This window comes from Chryseotalea sanaruensis (assembly GCF_003990915.1).
Classification (GTDB): Bacteria; Bacteroidota; Bacteroidia; order Cytophagales; family Cyclobacteriaceae; genus Chryseotalea; species Chryseotalea sanaruensis.
This window is the reverse complement of record NZ_BHXQ01000004.1, coordinates 492,175-509,105: the sequence shown is the minus strand read 5'-3', so window position 1 is coordinate 509,105 and position 16,931 is coordinate 492,175. Positions and strand designations below refer to the sequence as shown.

14 protein-coding genes are annotated in these 16,931 nt (G+C 38.8%); 6 read left to right on the top strand and 8 right to left on the bottom strand.

Annotated elements, in window-relative coordinates; all coding sequences use genetic code 11:
* Positions 1-476: 476 nt before the first annotated feature.
* Entirely contained in the window at positions 477-1,112 is a 636-nt protein-coding gene (locus SanaruYs_RS12910; RefSeq protein ID WP_127122973.1) for a carboxypeptidase-like regulatory domain-containing protein, read from the bottom strand.
* Between the two features lie 67 nt (positions 1,113-1,179).
* On the opposite strand from SanaruYs_RS12910, the gene SanaruYs_RS12905 reads away from it, so the two are divergent.
* From SanaruYs_RS12905 to pruA, 3 genes are all read left to right on the top strand, one after another.
* On the top strand, positions 1,180-1,590 hold the full coding sequence (locus tag SanaruYs_RS12905) for an ArsR/SmtB family transcription factor (RefSeq protein ID WP_306307935.1): 411 nt from the start codon (positions 1,180-1,182) through the stop codon (positions 1,588-1,590).
* A 38-nt stretch (positions 1,591-1,628) separates the two neighbouring features.
* On the top strand, positions 1,629-2,330 hold the full coding sequence (locus SanaruYs_RS12900) for a YjjG family noncanonical pyrimidine nucleotidase (protein ID WP_160118659.1): 702 nt from the start codon (positions 1,629-1,631) through the stop codon (positions 2,328-2,330).
* A 99-nt stretch (positions 2,331-2,429) separates the two neighbouring features.
* The gene (gene pruA, locus SanaruYs_RS12895; RefSeq protein WP_127122970.1) at positions 2,430-4,058 is read left to right on the top strand and encodes an L-glutamate gamma-semialdehyde dehydrogenase; all 1,629 of its coding nucleotides are present in this window, start codon (positions 2,430-2,432) and stop codon (positions 4,056-4,058) included.
* 134 nt (positions 4,059-4,192) lie between these two features.
* On the opposite strand, the gene SanaruYs_RS12890 is transcribed toward pruA, so the two are convergent.
* The 4 genes from SanaruYs_RS12890 to SanaruYs_RS12875 form a co-directional block, all read right to left on the bottom strand.
* Complete coding sequence (locus SanaruYs_RS12890; protein WP_127122969.1) at positions 4,193-5,044, bottom strand: transglutaminase-like domain-containing protein; 852 nt, start codon at positions 5,042-5,044, stop codon at positions 4,193-4,195.
* Between the two features lie 161 nt (positions 5,045-5,205).
* Positions 5,206-6,834: an acyl-CoA carboxylase subunit beta gene (locus tag SanaruYs_RS12885; RefSeq protein WP_127122968.1), complete on the bottom strand. Its 1,629-nt coding sequence runs from the start codon at positions 6,832-6,834 to the stop codon at positions 5,206-5,208.
* 15 nt (positions 6,835-6,849) lie between these two features.
* A complete protein-coding gene (locus tag SanaruYs_RS12880; RefSeq protein WP_127122967.1) occupies positions 6,850-7,803 on the bottom strand; it encodes an MlaD family protein in 954 nt (317 codons plus the stop codon).
* 35 nt (positions 7,804-7,838) lie between these two features.
* On the bottom strand, positions 7,839-8,576 hold the full coding sequence (locus SanaruYs_RS12875; RefSeq protein WP_246011911.1) for an N-acetylmuramoyl-L-alanine amidase family protein: 738 nt from the start codon (positions 8,574-8,576) through the stop codon (positions 7,839-7,841).
* A 127-nt stretch (positions 8,577-8,703) separates the two neighbouring features.
* Here SanaruYs_RS12875 and SanaruYs_RS12870 point away from each other — a divergent pair, with 127 nt between their 5' ends.
* A complete protein-coding gene (locus SanaruYs_RS12870; protein ID WP_127122966.1) occupies positions 8,704-11,346 on the top strand; it encodes a putative LPS assembly protein LptD in 2,643 nt (880 codons plus the stop codon).
* A 96-nt stretch (positions 11,347-11,442) separates the two neighbouring features.
* Here the strand turns inward: SanaruYs_RS12870 and lysS are convergent, their stop codons facing one another.
* Positions 11,443-13,176 carry a lysine--tRNA ligase gene (lysS, locus tag SanaruYs_RS12865; RefSeq protein WP_127122965.1) on the bottom strand — a complete coding sequence of 578 codons (1,734 nt, stop codon included), beginning with the start codon at positions 13,174-13,176 and terminating at the stop codon, positions 11,443-11,445.
* A gap of 72 nt (positions 13,177-13,248) precedes the next feature.
* A complete protein-coding gene (locus SanaruYs_RS12860; protein ID WP_127122964.1) occupies positions 13,249-14,436 on the bottom strand; it encodes a proline dehydrogenase family protein in 1,188 nt (395 codons plus the stop codon).
* A gap of 129 nt (positions 14,437-14,565) precedes the next feature.
* Here SanaruYs_RS12860 and SanaruYs_RS12855 point away from each other — a divergent pair, with 129 nt between their 5' ends.
* Together SanaruYs_RS12855 and aroB are read left to right on the top strand one after the other, a co-directional pair.
* Positions 14,566-15,657 carry a bifunctional 3-deoxy-7-phosphoheptulonate synthase/chorismate mutase type II gene (locus tag SanaruYs_RS12855; RefSeq protein ID WP_127122963.1) on the top strand — a complete coding sequence of 364 codons (1,092 nt, stop codon included), beginning with the start codon at positions 14,566-14,568 and terminating at the stop codon, positions 15,655-15,657.
* A complete protein-coding gene (aroB, locus tag SanaruYs_RS12850; RefSeq protein WP_127122962.1) occupies positions 15,657-16,694 on the top strand; it encodes a 3-dehydroquinate synthase in 1,038 nt (345 codons plus the stop codon). The genes SanaruYs_RS12855 and aroB overlap by 1 nt, the downstream gene beginning before the upstream one ends.
* On the opposite strand, the gene SanaruYs_RS12845 is transcribed toward aroB, so the two are convergent.
* A complete protein-coding gene (locus tag SanaruYs_RS12845) occupies positions 16,691-16,879 on the bottom strand; it encodes a hypothetical protein (protein WP_127122961.1) in 189 nt (62 codons plus the stop codon). The genes aroB and SanaruYs_RS12845 overlap by 4 nt on opposite strands.
* Between the last annotated feature and the right edge of the window lie 52 nt (positions 16,880-16,931).

Genomic DNA, 16,931 nt, shown 5'->3' with positions numbered 1-16,931 from the left:
AGTTTTGGACTTTACACAATATCAATTGATTGAATAGTGAGATAAGTATTTAGTGCTTGCAAGAATTGTAATAGTTCAACAACTTAAATTTATATGCCGACTCAAATAACATGAGCCTTAAGCAATATAAAGTGATACTTTTCGTGAATTGAATTTCATTAAAGATGATGATTTACATTGAAGCAGGGTATCAATCAAATGCATATGTTTTATAGTTACAGATGAACCATCGTTTGTGCGTAAAAAGTGTATGTAGCTTAATGATGAAATTTTTCTTCGTAAAACATCGAATGCTTATACGTTTGTTGGCAACCGTAAATAACCACTAAATTTATTCTTGTAAGATAAAGTGAAACGTGACGTTTAAGGTAAGGCAGTCAATTACTAGACCAGGCGCTATCAAACTATCTGAAAGCAAAAGCCATTACTTTCCCTGCCCAAACATTTAATGATTACGTGCTTAACCTGTTAAATGACTATTTCTTCTTTTTATTCTGTTTCAGCGATTGAATAAACTTGGCCCAGTTAAATGGATTGAGCAGAGGATTAGTGATAGGCACGTATTTAGATGATTGCGTATAATTAAGTTGATCTAACATATAACGTTGATTCGAATAACCATCCATTGGTGTGGTTTTCAAAATCAAAGCCAATAGTTCTGCATCCAAATTATTTTTGTCGTAAGCTGCATCATCTAAAGGAAGGTTAAGTGCTAAAACAGCTTCTTTAAAAACCTCTTCCGTAGGAAAAGGCAAGACAGTTAATTCTTTCAAATAAGTAACATCTTCACTCAACTCGAAAATGAGCGTTAAAAATTCCGATGTGTGGTTGGGTATAATATAATACTGACGCTCATAACCTACTGCGCTAATCACTACGCTATCCCCTACTTGTACTGGCATAGAGAAGAAACCCATAGCATTGGAAGGTGTACCCCTACCAGCTTTAGGTACATAAATATTAACCCCGGGTATACCACCCTGTAAACTATCTGGGCCTAACACAATCCCTGATAATTGTATTAAGCGTTTTTGTCCCTGGGCCAGGCTATTAGTAAAGAATAACGCTGCCGAAGAAATTAGAATAAATAAAATTAAAGCCCTATTCTTCACAAATTCTTATGTTTTTGAACAACTCAAATATAGATATGGCAGTGATAAGTGCCTAATTTCCATACCTTTGTTGGGCATAAAACGTGCCATGCGGTTAAAAAATTTCAATCTCACCCTAGGATCGCAAATTTTTAAGGCTTGTGCCGATGAATCTCGACTCCGGATACTGTTTCTGATCTTCGAAAATGGAGAAATGTGCATCGCAGATTTAGAGAAAATTCTTGATTTTACGCAGGCTAAAACCTCCCGGCATTTGATATACTTGAAAAATGCAGGAATACTATCTCATAAACGCTATAATCACTGGGTTTTTTACCAGCTAAAAGATGAAGTGGAAGATATAATTGGTCAGATTTTTCAGTTTTTGAAGAAAGACCCTCAGCTGCAAAAAGATATTCAGGTTTACCAAACTCTTTTTACCAATAGAGAGTTAGCTGTAAATAAAATACAAGTACAACAATGGCTGAAAAGTAGCTGACAATTTTGCCGGCTATAATCATCAAACAAATAAAAAGCGTGAATACAAAAAGCTACAAGACCATTTTTTTCGACCTGGATCACACCCTATGGGATTTCGAAACAAATTCTCATGAAACACTTGGAGAACTTTATGATAGTTATCAGCTTGAAAAGCTTGGTGTTACCTCTTTTGAAGCTTTATGCAAAATTTTTAGTGAAGTGAATAGCGATTTATGGTCGCAGTACGATAAAGGCCTGATTAAAAGTGAGGTAATACGTGCAGAACGATTTAAAAGAGTATTAGCTCCCTTCGAAATTACTGATGAGGAATTGATTGGAAAAATATCTCATGAGTATCTGTATACCTGTCCTCGCAAAGGAACTTTACTACCCGGTGCCATTGATACGCTTAACTACCTTAAAGAAAAGTATTCGCTATCGCTGATTACTAATGGCTTTGATGAAGTACAGCATATGAAACTTGCATCTGGTAAAATTGCCCATTACTTTAAACATGTTGTTACCTCCCAGCAAGCGGGCCATAAAAAACCATCTCGTGAGATTTTTGATTATGCGCTCGGTCTTCATGCAAATCATGCTAACGAAGCCATTATGATTGGCGACAACCTGGAAACAGATATTGTCGGTGCACAAAATGCTGCTGTTGATGCAGTTTTTTTTAATCCAAAAGGCATCAACCATGATCAAAGTCCACATCATGAAATTATCAACTTAAACGAATTACAGACAATACTCTAATTTTGGCCTCACCTCCTGTGCTCTCCTGAAGGAGAGGATGAATATTGATTACGATTATTTAATTTTGAATATTGAAACATTGAATTTTGAATTACTCATATGAACGGATTTTTTAAAGTACCAGCTCCCAAGAATGAACCGGTTTTAAATTATGCACCAGGTTCTAAAGAACGCACATTATTGCAGAAGGCATTGGCAGAAGCACGCGCACAAACGCTTGATATACCCATGTACATCGGTGCAGAAGAGGTAAGAACAGAGAAAAAGAAATCATTACATCCTCCACACGATCGCCAGCATGTACTGGCTTACTTTCACGAAGGTGATAAGAGTCATGTAGAGCAGGCTATTAATGCAGCATTAGGTGCTAAAGAATTGTGGGCCAATCTTGATTGGGAATATCGCGCCAGTATCTTTTTAAAAGCAGCTGAATTACTAGCTGGCCCCTACCGTTACAAAATAAATGCAGCCACAATGTTAGGGCAATCTAAAAATGCCTATCAGGCAGAAATAGATTCAGCATGCGAGCTAATCGATTTCTTGCGTTACAATGTGCATTTCATGAGTGAAATCTACCGCGATCAACCTGATTCAGGACCAGGCATCTGGAATAGAATGGAGTACCGACCGCTTGAAGGTTTCACTTTCGCACTAACGCCATTCAACTTTACTGCTATTGCCGGTAATCTACCAACAAGTATGGCAATGATGGGCAATACTGTTGTGTGGAAGCCCGCGAATACACAGATATATGCTGCTAATGTAATCATGCAAGTTTTAAAAGAGGCAGGTCTACCCGATGGTGTAATCAACTTAGTATATGTGAGCGGACCTGATGCAGGTGAAGTAATTTTTAATCACAAAGATTTTGCCGGCTTACATTTTACAGGAAGCACTGGGGTTTTCCAAAATATGTGGAAGACTATCGGTAACAATATTCATAAGTATAAATCGTACCCACGCATTGTAGGTGAAACAGGTGGTAAAGATTTCATTATGGTACATAAGAGTGCCGATGCTAAACAAGTAGCCACAGCCATTGCTCGAGGTGCGTTCGAATATCAGGGGCAGAAGTGTTCTGCAGCATCGCGTGTTTATGTTCCCTCTAATTTGTGGGATGATGTGAAAAAGTATTTGCTTGAAGATTTGAAGAGTATGAAGATGGGGCCGACTGAAGATTTCGGAAACTTCATTAATGCTGTAATTGATGAAAAAGCTTTTACCACTATTACAGATTACATAGAGAAAGCAAGGCAGAATCCATTGAATGAAATTATAGCAGGAGGCCAGTACGATAAATCGAAAGGTTATTTTATTGAACCAACAGTCATCGAATCTAAAGACCCATCGTCACTCACCATGTGCGAAGAGATTTTCGGGCCGGTGCTAACTGTTTATGTTTACCATAGTGAGAACTTCGAACAGACGTTAGAATTAGTTGACAGCACATCACCTTATGCTTTAACGGGTTCTATTATGGCAAAAGATCGCTATGCGATTGAAATGGCCACTAGAAAACTAACACATGCTGCTGGTAACTTCTATATTAACGATAAACCAACAGGAGCTGTAGTGGGACAACAACCATTTGGTGGAGCGAGAGGTTCAGGTACCAATGATAAAGCTGGTGCTAAAGTGAACTTGATGCGCTGGGTGAGCATGCGAACCATTAAGGAAACTTTTGTAACACCCGTTGATTACAAATATCCATTTTTAGATAAGGAATAACTTACATCTTTCTAAAAGCCACAGATAACACAGATTTTCACAGATTATTAATGAAAATTTATGGTGTCTGTGGCTCTTTTACTCAGCGCAGATCTGCCTTTGAAGTTCAGCATTCAGCAAAAATATTTGGATTGTTATACACCAAGATCAGCCGCATCGGCAACGATCAATAATAATTCTTTCACTTCTTCTGCTTTGGCATGTTCGCCCATTTTATCGAACGACATTACCAGGTTGCGAAGTGTTCTGCGAATTATTTCCAGACTTGAACAAGGTTGAAAAAAAGAATCTTGTGGTGTCAGTCTTAATTCATGAATGTAATTTTCAATATCCTGTTTAGAAAAAATCAAACCACGATTAAAGGCATTGATATAAAACTGCACCTTATCATCTTTAAATGTTAGGATAAAAAGATTTGGAAGGTTAACACCATGAATGGGTAATTTCAATTTTTGTGCTACCAACATATAGATAACGCAAAGGGAAATCGGATTACCCTTTCTGGTTTCTAAAACGATATTGATAAGTGAATTGCCAGGTGAGTGAAAGTTTTTGGTGTTTGCACCAAATTTGAGTTTATTAAAAAAAACGCTGTTAATAAGTTTTACCTGATCGAATGGATGCAAATCCGGTCTGAACTCCAGCCATGCTTCATAATAAATTTGTTCTAAATCTTGCTTTAATTTTGCGAGCTCAATATCAGGATATTGATAAGTAGAAATGAGCCATAGTCCTGTGAGCAAATCCTGCTCGGGGTCATCAAACCAGTTTTGAAGCCGCTCTTTTAAAACCTGAAACTGAAGCGTATGTATAAGGTCTTCAATTTTTCTTTGCAGCCCCGGATTAAAAGTACTCTCCCACTCTTGCTCCAGATAAGGGATTATCTCTTTACCAAGTGAGCGTATCTTCTCTTCAATGTGTGCAACGATTTGGTCGTCCTCATCATCAAGTAAAGAAACTAAAGCCTTAAGTTCTGATTCCTGCAAAATTGTATCTCCTTTATGAAACTAAGTTACAAAATTGATTTAACTGATAATCCACATCTTTACTTAAAATCCTTCTGATCGCTGTTTACTTCTGCTTTCAGCGGTCTGGACGGATGGTCTATTTTATCAAATCAGAATAACATATTGATTTATTACCAAGCCTAGGTTTGAATAACCCCCACGTTAAATTTCTCTACCGGAGCGTTATTCGCAGCTTCAATTCCCATAGAAATCCACTTTCTGGTTTCTGCAGGATCTATTACCGCATCTACCCACAAACGTGATGCAGCATAGTAAGGGCTTAATTGCTCGTTATAGCGGTCTGTAATTTCTTTTAGCAGATTCTCTTCCTCCTCTTTGCCAATGGTTTTGCCTTGCGCTTTTAAAGAGGCTACTCTGATTTGCAATAAAGTTTTAGCAGCAGAAGAACCACTCATTACTGCAATCTGCGCTGTAGGCCATGCAGCAATCAGACGAGGATCATAAGCTTTACCACACATGGCATAGTTACCTGCACCATATGAATTACCCATAATAATGGTAAACTTAGGCACTGTACTATTAGCCATCGCATTAACCATTTTGGCGCCATCTTTTATAATGCCACCATGTTCGGATTTACTGCCCACCATAAAACCACTTACATCTTGCAAAAAGACCAAAGGGATTTTACGTTGATTACAATTCATAATAAAACGCGCTGCCTTATCTGCAGAATCTGAGTAGATGACACCACCCATTTGCATCTCGCCTTTTTTATTTTTAACTACTTTGCGTTGATTAGCTACAATACCAATAGCCCAACCGTTAACTCTCGCAAAACCACAAACAATGGTTTTGCCATATAATGCTTTATATTCATCAAATGAATCTTCGTCAACAATACGTTGAATGATATCTATAGTGTCATAAGGTTTAACGCGATCGCTTGGGAACAATCCATAAATTTCTTTAGTGTCAAAAGCTGGTGCTTTAGGTTCTACACGATCAAAACCTGCTTTTTCAAAAGCCCCTACCTTACCCATAATAGATCGGATGTAATCCAGGCAAGCCTGATCATTAGGGAACTTATTATCCGTAACACCAGATATTTCGCAATGCGTTGTTGCACCTCCTAGTGTTTCATTATCTATATCTTCACCAATAGCTGCTTTTACCAAATAAGAACCTGCTAAAAAAATTGAGCCTGTCTTATCAACGATCATTGCCTCATCACTCATGATAGGCAAATAGGCACCACCGGCAACACAGCTACCCATGATAGCCGCAATTTGCACAATACCCATGGCTGACATTTTAGCATTGTTGCGAAACTGTCTTCCAAAGTGTTCTTTATCCGGAAAAATTTCATCCTGCATCGGCAGAAATACACCAGCGCTATCCACTAAGTAAATTACAGGCAGGCGATTTTCCATCGCTATTTCCTGAGCACGCAAATTCTTTTTTGCTGTAATGGGAAACCAGGCACCAGCTTTAACGGTAGCATCATTCGCAACAATCATACAAAGACGATCCTGCACATAACCGAGGCCAGCTACTACACCACCTGATGGGCAGCCGCCTTGCTCTTTGTACATGCCTTCTCCTACAAATAAACCAATTTCTAAAAATTCAGAATTCTTATCTGTAAGATATTCAATACGTTCACGTGCAGTCAGTTTTCCCTTTTGATGTTGCTCATCAATCTTCTTCTCACCTCCACCCAGTTTTGTTTTCTTTGCTTTTGTATCTAGCTGATAAATGATCTGCTTATACTGGTCTTCATTTTTGTTGAATTCCAGATTTTCCATGTGCTTGTCGTTTAATTAGTTTGATTTACTTTCTTTGGCGTGGTCACGCGCAATCTTCCTGCTGCTTTTTCCTAAGGGTGCCAAAAAATGTTTAGGATGTGTGTTAAAATGATTTGCCAAGGTATCCATTGTCAACACAAGTTTATTCAAATTAACGTAGAGAGAATCTTCTGTCATTAACTTGCTAACTGTATTATCACCACTATTAAATCTGCCAAGGGTTTCATTAAGTTTAACCATGGCCTCTTCTGTACGCTGTAGTGTTCCGCTTAGGCGCAGGTCTTTCAATGAGTCGGATAGTGTTCTAAAATTATTTAATGTAGGCCGAAGATCACTTAAGGCACCATTAAGGTTTTGCGAAACTGATTTAGCCTGATCAGAGAGCTCTCCTATTTTTTGTTGCGTAATAGTAAGAGTTCCGTTGATTAGGCGTGGAGTGGCTGCTAATTCGGCAAACATCTTGTCCATTTGAGCAGTATTCTTTTCAAGGTTGCTTAAAATATTATTGACCTTAATCAATGTTGACTGCAAACTACTGGCTACAGGAGCGGCCTGCTCTAAAAGTTCGGCCATACCTTTGTCTAACTCAGCTTGAAGGGTATCGTTTTGCTGTAAAATCTTTTGACCTTTACCCAGATCCAGCAGAATTGACTTTGTGCCCAAAAAATCACTTGTTAGCATAGCAATGGTCTCATTGTTAAGCTTAACCTCGGAATCAATTTTTAACTCTACTAATACTTTATTGGTAGCACCCTGAATAATACGGATATCACTAACGCGCCCAACAGCCAAGCCATTCAAGAAAATCTGGTTGGATTGTGTGAGTTTATCAACATTCTCGTAAAAAGCATAGTAACGCTTTTGGGATGAAAAGAAGTCTATTCCTTTTAAGAAGTTAAATCCAAAATAGAGTAGGACAAGGGCTGAAACCATGAAAATGCCCACCTTTATTTCTTTAGAAAATTTCATAGAGTCGAAGGTAAGGAGAATTGATAGAAAATATATTATTTAACTGCTTCTACTTCTGCTTTGTATTCCTTAAAAGCCCGGTAGATACCAGATGCAATATAGTCCTGACCCTGAGTAGATAATAAATATTGTTCTTCTTTTTCGTTAGACAAAAAACCTGTTTCAATTAGTACACTTGGCATGGCAGTACTCCACAACACCCAAAAGGGTCCTTGTTTTACACCCCTGCTATGTCGGCCAACCCTGTTTTTAAATTGACTTTCCACCTTATGAGCAAAGCTTAAACTATTCTCTTGAAAGGCACTTTGGGTTAATGAAAACAAAATATATGACTCAGGGCTTTCAGGATCAAAGCCTTCATATTTTTCCTTATAATTTTCATCTAAAAGTATAACGGAGTTTTCACGTTTAGCCACTTCAAAGTTCTTTTGTTCTTTAGCTAAACCCATTATATATGTTTCCGTGCCAAACGCCTTTGTGTTGGGATTGTAATTTGCATGTATAGAAATAAAGAGATCGGCATTATTACGATTGGCAATTTTAGGTCTTTCTTCCAAAGCAGGAAATGTGTCCCCTTTTCTTGTATAGACAACCTTCACATCCGGTAAGTTCTCCTCGATATATTTACCCAGCTTAAGGGCTATCTTTAAGGTTATATCCTTTTCTTTTCCTTTAAGCCCTAATGAGCCAGGGTCTCTGCCTCCATGCCCTGCGTCAATCACCACTACGTCCACCTTAAAGTCGGTTAGCGGGGCACTCGCAGAATTTAGCATTGTTATTGCTATAAGTGCGGCTGAAATACTAAGATTCTTCAAAGGCTTTATAATGATCACTAGATTTGCAATAACTTTACGCAAAAATGCGAAAAAATCGCAGAATGGTGTATATAAACCGAAAAGTGTGCGCATACGTTTAGTCCTTTTTATCTTAGTTATTGGCCATTTTTCCGGTTTTGCTCAGGTTGAACGTCCTGTAACAACCCCTGTTATCAACCAACCAGCAGCGACTGATTCCATTAGCAAAACTGCTCTGGCCGGTTCTGATACTCTTAAGCTTCCAAGCGACAGCTTAAAGGTTAAAAAGAAAAGTGCCATCGAAACAACTATCAATTATACTGCCAATGATTCAATTGTTTCGAGCATCAATGGCAAACTTATATGGTTGTATGGTAATGCTAAAATTACCTATGGCGTAATTGAACTTGAAGCTGATGAAATTTTAATTGACTACGGAAACAATACAGTTACAGCTAATGGGAGGCGCGACTCTGCCGGTAGGCGCATAGGCTTTCCGATATTTAAAAATGGCAGCGAAGTTTATGAAACTAAAGACATTGTTTACAACATTAAAACTAAGCGTGCTAAAATTTCGGAAGTAGTTACTAAGCAAGGTGAGGGCATTATTCATGGAAAAACTGTTTATAAAAATGAAAAAAATGAATTGCTCACTAAAGACAATCTTTATACAACCTGCACACTTGAACATCCACACTTTGCCATCCGCTCAACAAAAGTAAAGGCCATTCCTAACGACAAAATTGTATCTGGTCCTTTTCATTTAGAATTTAATGATGTTCCTATTTACCCGGCAGGTTTTGCCTTTGGTATGTTCCCTGCAGAACGTGAAAGTAAATCAGGCATAATTTTTCCATCATACGGTGAGGAGCGAAGAAGAGGTTTTAACATTCGCCAGGGCGGCTACTTTTTTGATATTAGCGAATACTTGAAATTAATGATTGTTGGAGATCTCTACTCTAAAGGTGGCCATGCCATCAGAACAAACGTAAATTATAATAAACGCTACGCATATACAGGCTCATTAAACTTCAGCTATTCTAAAACACCGCAAAGTCGGGATATCGAAGACAGGTCGTCTGCTAATGATTACTCCTTAAACTGGTCGCACAGCCCGCAATCGAAGGGAACGGGTCGTTTTTCCGCCTCCGTTAATGCTGCTACCTCTACTTATAATTTGAATAATAATTTATTCAGTAATAATGTTTCGCCAAACTCAAATGGCCTTAACAATACGCAAAGGAGAATGCAGTCCAATGTATCATATGGTAAAACTTTAAAAGGCACACCCTTTAGCTTTGGATTGAATGCTAGTCATAGCCAAGATTTAATAACTCGAAAAGTAGATCTCCTTCTTCCCTCTCTAACTGTAAACATGAATAACATTTACCCATTCCAAAAAAAGAGTGGAGGCAAAAGTGGCCCCTTGGAAAATTTTAACTTCCGTTATACCATGGCTGCGCAAAATAAAATCAACAATAATTTGGGAAGAATTGGGGCCAACGCACTTGAGGATAGCATTGCAGCATTTACTCCGGCAAACTTTAATATTTTTTGGGATAAGGGGAATCGTGGTATGCGCCACACAATACCTTTTTCTACATCAGCAAAAGTTTTTAAATACTTTACCCTTGCTCCAAGTGTACAATTAGAAGAGGTGTGGTACGGAGAAAGACTTGAGTGGGGCCGAAACGAAGATGGCGCAATTGTTAAAATAGATACTGCTAAAGTTTTTAACCGTGTTACTTCCTATAGTGGAAGTTTGAGTTTGAATACCCGTATTTATGGAGGTCTCACTTTTAAACGCGGTTCAGTAAAAGCAATCCGACATGTTATAAACCCAAGCATTTCCTACAGTTATCGTCCTGACTTTTCGGAAAACGAGAATTACTTTCAAAGGTTTGTTGATACTGAGAGAGACAGGGTTGAATACAAATCAAGACACGAAGGTTTTATGTATGGCGGTGCCTCTATAGGGAAAAATCAATCGATGGGTTTTTCTATCAATAACAACCTTGAAATGAAAGTAAAGTCTAAAGATGATACCGTTGCTAGAAAAGTTACCATCCTAAACCAATTATCACTCGGATCAAGCTATAACTTTTTAGCTGACAGTTTTAAACTGGCACCTCTTGGTCTAAGCGCCAATACCAATGTGTTAAATAATAAACTAAACATTAACGCCAGTGCTACACTTGATCCTTACACATATCAAAATGGAAGAAGAATTGATGTTTATTCTCTTAGTTCAGGAAAGTTAGGCCGCATTACTAACGCCAATATCGCTTTAGGAACTAATTTGAATCCTAAAGGCCAGGAAAGTGACGCGAAAACACAAGAGAAAATAGGCAAGTCGAATATGTCTGAAGCGGATAAACAGTACATGCTTAATAATCCAGGTAATTATGTTGACTTCTCTATTCCATGGAACTTGCGTATTAATTATAACCTTAGCTACAACAATACACTGCTTAATCAGAGAGACATTAAGCAAAATCTACAATTCAGTGGTGATTTATCTTTATCGGAACAATGGAAAATTCAGTTCAATTCGGGTTTCGATTTTGAAGCCAAGAAGCTGACACAAACTAATCTTGTCATACTTCGCGATCTCCACTGCTGGACAATGTCTTTAAACTGGACACCCTTTGGTTACTTTACCCAATACGATTTTAGAATAAATGTGAAGGCCAGTGTACTACAAGATTTAAAGATGGAAAGAAGAAAACCTTTCTTTGACAATTTCTAGAGAAAGACTTTAGTAGCAAGACATAAGTATCAAGATATGAGTAGCATCTTACGTCTTGCTACTTATGTCTAATGTCTTGCTACTAACGTCTTAAGTCTAGTTCTTCAGCCAAGCCTCAACCTCTTCCATCGTAGGGTTCTGCACACTTTCTAATTTCATCTTCTTACGCATGCCGCACACATCGTTAAACAATTTTGAAGCTTTTATTTCCTTAAATTGTTCTACTGATTGTATGTTCAGCTTTTGAATAATCTGAACTAAATCCTTTCTAATACCCAAAGCCTCCATGGCAGCCTCATCAAAAACAGGTGCTGCTTTTTCTGGCTTCATTTGTGGGAAGAAAAGTACATCCTGAATAGAAGGTGAGTTGGTCATGATCATACTCAAACGATCAATACCAATACCTAAACCTGCCGTTGGCGGCATACCATACTCCAGTGCTCTTAAAAAGTCCTCATCAAGTGTCATGGCCTCTTCATCGCCACGTTTACCTAAAGCTACCTGTTCTTCAAAACGTGCACGCTGATCGAGCGGATCGTTCAATTCACTAAAGGCATTACAAATTTCCTTTCCATTACAAATCGCTTCGAAGCGTTCAACTAAACCAGGTTTAGTACGGTGCTTCTTTGCCAGCGGAGACATTTCTACCGGATAATCAGTAATGAAAGTAGGCTGTATCAGTTGCCCTTCGCACTTCTCGCCAAAAATCTGATCGATGAGTTTGCCTTTACCCATAGTGGCATCGAAAGGCACATGTAATTTTTTACATGTTTCAATTAATCCTGCTTCATCCATTGAAGAAATGTCGATACCTGTGAAATGTTCAATTGCTTCAAACATTGTAAATCGTTTCCATGGACGCTTAAAGTCTATCACTTTATCACCTACAGTTACTTCTGTTTTACCGTGCAGTTCCAGCGCTACTTTCTCAATCATTTCCTCCACCAGCTCCATCATCCAATAGTAGTCTTTGTAGGCTACATAAAGTTCAATTTGGGTAAACTCAGGGTTGTGGAATCGGGACATACCTTCGTTACGAAAATCTTTTGAGAATTCGTAAACGCCTGGGTAGCCACCAACAATTAATCTTTTTAAATACAACTCATTGGCTATACGCAGATAAAGCGTCATGTCTAATGTGTTGTGGTGTGTTTTAAACGGACGTGCAGCTGCACCACCATACAGTGGTTGCAGAATAGGCGTTTCTACTTCTAAATAGTTTTTATCGTTTAGGTAAGAACGCATGGTGTTAACCAACTTGCTACGCTTTACAAAAGTTTCACGTACTTCAGGGTTTACAATCAAATCCACATATCGCATTCTATAACGTTGCTCTGGATCCGTAAAAGCATCATGTTTGTGCACAGCACCTTGCTCATCTACAGTTTCTTTAACAATAGGCAGCGGCTTGAGTGATTTCGAAAGTATTTTAAATTCAGTAACGTGAATAGAAATTTCTCCAGTCTGTGTTGTAAAGCCATATCCTTTTACACCGATGATGTCACCAATATCTGTTAATTTCTTGAATACAGTATTATATAGAGTCTTGTCTTCATCCGGGCAAAGGTCATCTCTACGGAAATAAACCTGTATACGACCAGTCTCATCCTGCAACTCAGCAAAGGAAGCATTTCCCATTACTCTGCGGCTCATAATTCTACCAGCAATTGATATTTGCCGGTAGTCACTCTTATGACGCTCATAGTTTTCCAGGATTTCCTGAGCAGAAGCATTTACTTCAAACAATTCGGCTGGGTATGGATCAATACCTAATTTGATCAATTCAGCCAGGCTTTGCCTGCGTACTAATTCCTGTTCACTTAGTTGCATATCTTAAATTTTGACAAAAATAAATAATCTCTTAAAGGGTTGTCTTATGCTGATAGTTATTGCAGTTTAGAACTAACCATTTTCATCTTTTCTTCTTCTTAATTCCTTTCTGATCAAGGTCAATTCTCTGCTGCTTTGCCCTGCCACCGAAGTATTTTCTTCTGCTCTTCTAAGTAAGTAAGGCATTACTGATTTAACAGGACCATAGGGTAAATATTTGGCTACATTAAACCCGCCTTTGGCCAGGTTAAAGGAAATATTATCACTCATACCAAATAGCTGCGCAAACCAAACACGATTATCATCTGGGTTCATGCCATGTTTATTCATGAGTATGGTCAGATAATAATTACTGTAATCATTATGTGATCCGCACATGAAGGTAATGCGTTGCTTATTATCTATGCAAAACTCAAGTGCCTTATTGAAGGCATCATCTGTGGCTTCTTTAGTAGGCTGGATGGGATCGGCATAATTATTATCTGCCGCGCGCTTTCTTTCTTTCTCCATATAAGCACCCCTTACCAGCTTTACTCCAAAAAAATAATTATGCATAGCTGCTACATGAAAAGCTTCGCGCAAATTTTTTAGTGATTCCGTCCTGTAAAGTTGGTATGTATTAAAAACAATGGCCTTTTGTTTATTGTATTTGGCCATCATGTCATAAGCCAAAGCATCAATGGGATTTTGTATCCAGGTTTCTTCTGCATCTATCAATACAGGCACTCCCATTTCAAAAGCTTTTGCACAAACCATATCTACACGTTTTTTCACGCGCTCCCAGGCTTGTTGTTCATCTATGCTTAATGCCTTGTCGTTTTGAATATTCTCTAATAGCTCTGCCGAAGCAAGACCTGTCATTTTAAAAACTGAAAACGGAATATGCACCGAGCTTTTAGCTTTCTCAATCGTTCGTAAGGTCTCTTGAAGGGTGGCATCAAAAGCAGCATCATTGTGTTCGCCTTCTACTGAATAATCAAGGATGGCACCTACATGGTATTTGCCTAACTTTTGTATAGTTTGTTCTGCCTCTTCTATACTTTCTCCTCCGCAAAAATGCTCAAAAACAGTAGTTCTGATCAGGCCTTCAATTGGTAGGCCTAATTTAAGCCCCAACTTAACGGCTCCCGTTGCAAAACTTGATACCCATGGATGGTTTACGATAGTAAATACGAAATTGGCTTTACGTATTTCTTTATCGCTTTTATAAGAAAAAGCTGTGGCTGTGTCATCAAATGAGATTTCCGGTCGTGTTTCCATAGTAACAGAAAAGGTGCGCAAATATAGGTATTGATTGTAATTTAGCCTTTCTAAAACAGGCCGGGCTACTAACTTAAACAAGCATTGGCTGCTGCTGTTTTATAATCGATATTAGCGGGAGCATTTTACATGGAAATTAAGCCTTGGTTAGCGGATTTTAGTCAGTCGAAACACCCCTTTATTGTTGCAGGCCCATGCAGCGCAGAAAGCCCTGAGCAATTATTGACTATTGCCAAGGCTGTTCAGGCGCTGGGAATTACAACCATGCGGGCAGGTGTTTGGAAACCTCGCACCAGGCCGGATTCTTTTGAAGGCAATGGCAGTGTTGCTTTTCAGTGGATAGCAGAAGTGAAGAAGGCCACCGCTATTCGTTTTGCAACTGAAGTAGCAACAGCAGATCATGTAGAGCAGGCGTTAAAAGCAGAAATAGATCTTTTATGGATAGGGGCGCGTACCACTGTAAATCCTTTTACTGTTCAGGAGATTGCAGATGCTTTGCGAGGTGTAAAAATACCTGTTCTTGTCAAAAACCCGATCAACCCGGAACTGGCCTTATGGCTTGGCGCGATAGAGAGAATTTATAAAGCAGGTGTAGAAAAGGTAGGCGCAATCCACAGAGGCTTTTCTTCTTATCAGAAATCCCGTTATAGGAACCAGCCTTATTGGCAAATACCACTATCCTTAAAAAGTCAGTTCCCCGATCTCCCCCTAATTGCCGACCCTAGCCATATTGCCGGGACAAGAAGCCTGATACAAGAAGTATCGCAAAAGGCAATGGACTTAGGCTATGATGGTTTAATGATTGAGACTCATCCTGATCCTGACAATGCTTTAAGTGACGCACGTCAACAAGTTACACCCGCTAGTCTTGGTAAGCTGTTAGAGGAATTACGTGTCAGTAACCCCTCATCAAACAATGTACTTTTTGTAAATAAGTTGGAGGGGCTTCGCGAAAAAATTGATAACCTTGATCAGGAATTGATTGATACGCTGGCTACACGTATGAAACTAGTTGAGCAAATTGGTGAATACAAAAAAGAGAATAATGTTACCGTTTTTCAACTTGAACGCTGGCAGGAAATTATACAAACCCGACCTGAATGGGCTACCCGACAGCAACTCGCTATTGACTTCATTGCAGAACTTTTTAAAGTCATACATGACGAATCCATTCGTATACAATCAGAAATAGTTAATAAAGAAACCCCAACCAAAAGCTGATGCTTCCGGAACATATTCGTATTACTACAAATCCCGGCCTGGATCTCGCCCAATACATTGCCAGCAAAAAGTATAGTCAGGTAATTGTGTTAACGGACAATAATACCAGAGAACATTGCTATCCTTTAATAAAAGATGAATTACCATCGCATCTCGTTTTAGAAACAAAGGCAGGTGAAGAATATAAAAACATAGAAACCTGCTTATCCATCTGGCAGCAATTGACTGATGCCCAGGCCGACAGGCATGCCTTACTCATTGTAGTGGGTGGTGGTGTGCTTGGCGACATGGGAGGCTTTTGCGCTGCCACTTATAAACGAGGAATTGATTTCGTTTTAATACCCACCACCCTACTTGCCCAGGCAGATGCCAGCATTGGGGGTAAGCTGGGAATCGATTTCAATCATTATAAAAATCATATCGGTGTGTTTCAACAACCGGTTCTTACACTGTTAAGCAGCACATTTTTAAAAACATTAAGTACCACTGAGCTGCGGTCTGGTTTTGCAGAGGTGATTAAACACGCCCTGATTTCAGATCCTGAACTGTGGAGAGAAATTAGTTCCAAGAAACTTGATCAACAAAATTGGGACAAACTTCTTCAACATTCAGCCGAATTCAAATACAGTATTATTGAGCAAGACCCTAAAGAAAAAGGTATCCGAAAAATTTTAAATGCCGGTCATACCATAGGGCATGCTTTAGAAAGTTACTTATTGGGTGAGGGTAGAAAAGTAATGCACGGAGAAGCTGTTGCGGCAGGACTGGTGGCAGAAGCTTACCTGGCACACCAAAGGAATTTATTAAGTCTTGATGAGCTAAAAGCAGTTCAGCTCTACATAGAAAGCATTTATAGTAAACTTAGTTTTGAAGAAAATGAAATTGGAGAAATTGCCTCGTTAACGCTGCAGGATAAGAAAAATAAAGGCAATGAAATATTATGCGTCCTGTTGAAAAACATCGGGACGGCCGGATGGGATTATGCTGTTAGTTTAGAAGATGTAAAAAGGGCTCTGACATTTTACGGGGCTTCTTAAACGTAGTGTGCTTCAGAATCATCAAAAGATTTCTTCTTGCTCTTCAGGTCATTTTTTAAGGTAAATGCCTTCTTAACAATAAAGTCCTTTGTTCTCTTTTTGCGGTCACCGGTTAATAACCATGCCGCCAAAAGAGCGCCTGATGCTACACCTAATCCAAGTGCTATTTTTTTTGTTGCGCTCATACCGTTTATAACTCAATTACAGCTCAAATAGTTTCGTTGCTCGCTAAAAAAC

Coding starts and splice junctions, on each gene's coding strand:
- pruA (WP_127122970.1), top strand. CDS start 2,430: ATGAACGGATTTTTTAAAGTACCAGCTCCCAAGAATGAACCGGTTTTA.
- SanaruYs_RS12885 (WP_127122968.1), bottom strand. CDS start 6,834: ATGGAAAATCTGGAATTCAACAAAAATGAAGACCAGTATAAGCAGATC.
- SanaruYs_RS12880 (WP_127122967.1), bottom strand. CDS start 7,803: ATGAAATTTTCTAAAGAAATAAAGGTGGGCATTTTCATGGTTTCAGCC.
- SanaruYs_RS12875 (WP_246011911.1), bottom strand. CDS start 8,576: ATGCTAAATTCTGCGAGTGCCCCGCTAACCGACTTTAAGGTGGACGTA.
- lysS (WP_127122965.1), bottom strand. CDS start 13,176: ATGCAACTAAGTGAACAGGAATTAGTACGCAGGCAAAGCCTGGCTGAA.
- SanaruYs_RS12860 (WP_127122964.1), bottom strand. CDS start 14,436: ATGGAAACACGACCGGAAATCTCATTTGATGACACAGCCACAGCTTTT.
- SanaruYs_RS12855 (WP_127122963.1), top strand. CDS start 14,566: ATGGAAATTAAGCCTTGGTTAGCGGATTTTAGTCAGTCGAAACACCCC.
- aroB (WP_127122962.1), top strand. CDS start 15,657: ATGCTTCCGGAACATATTCGTATTACTACAAATCCCGGCCTGGATCTC.
- SanaruYs_RS12845 (WP_127122961.1), bottom strand. CDS start 16,879: ATGAGCGCAACAAAAAAAATAGCACTTGGATTAGGTGTAGCATCAGGC.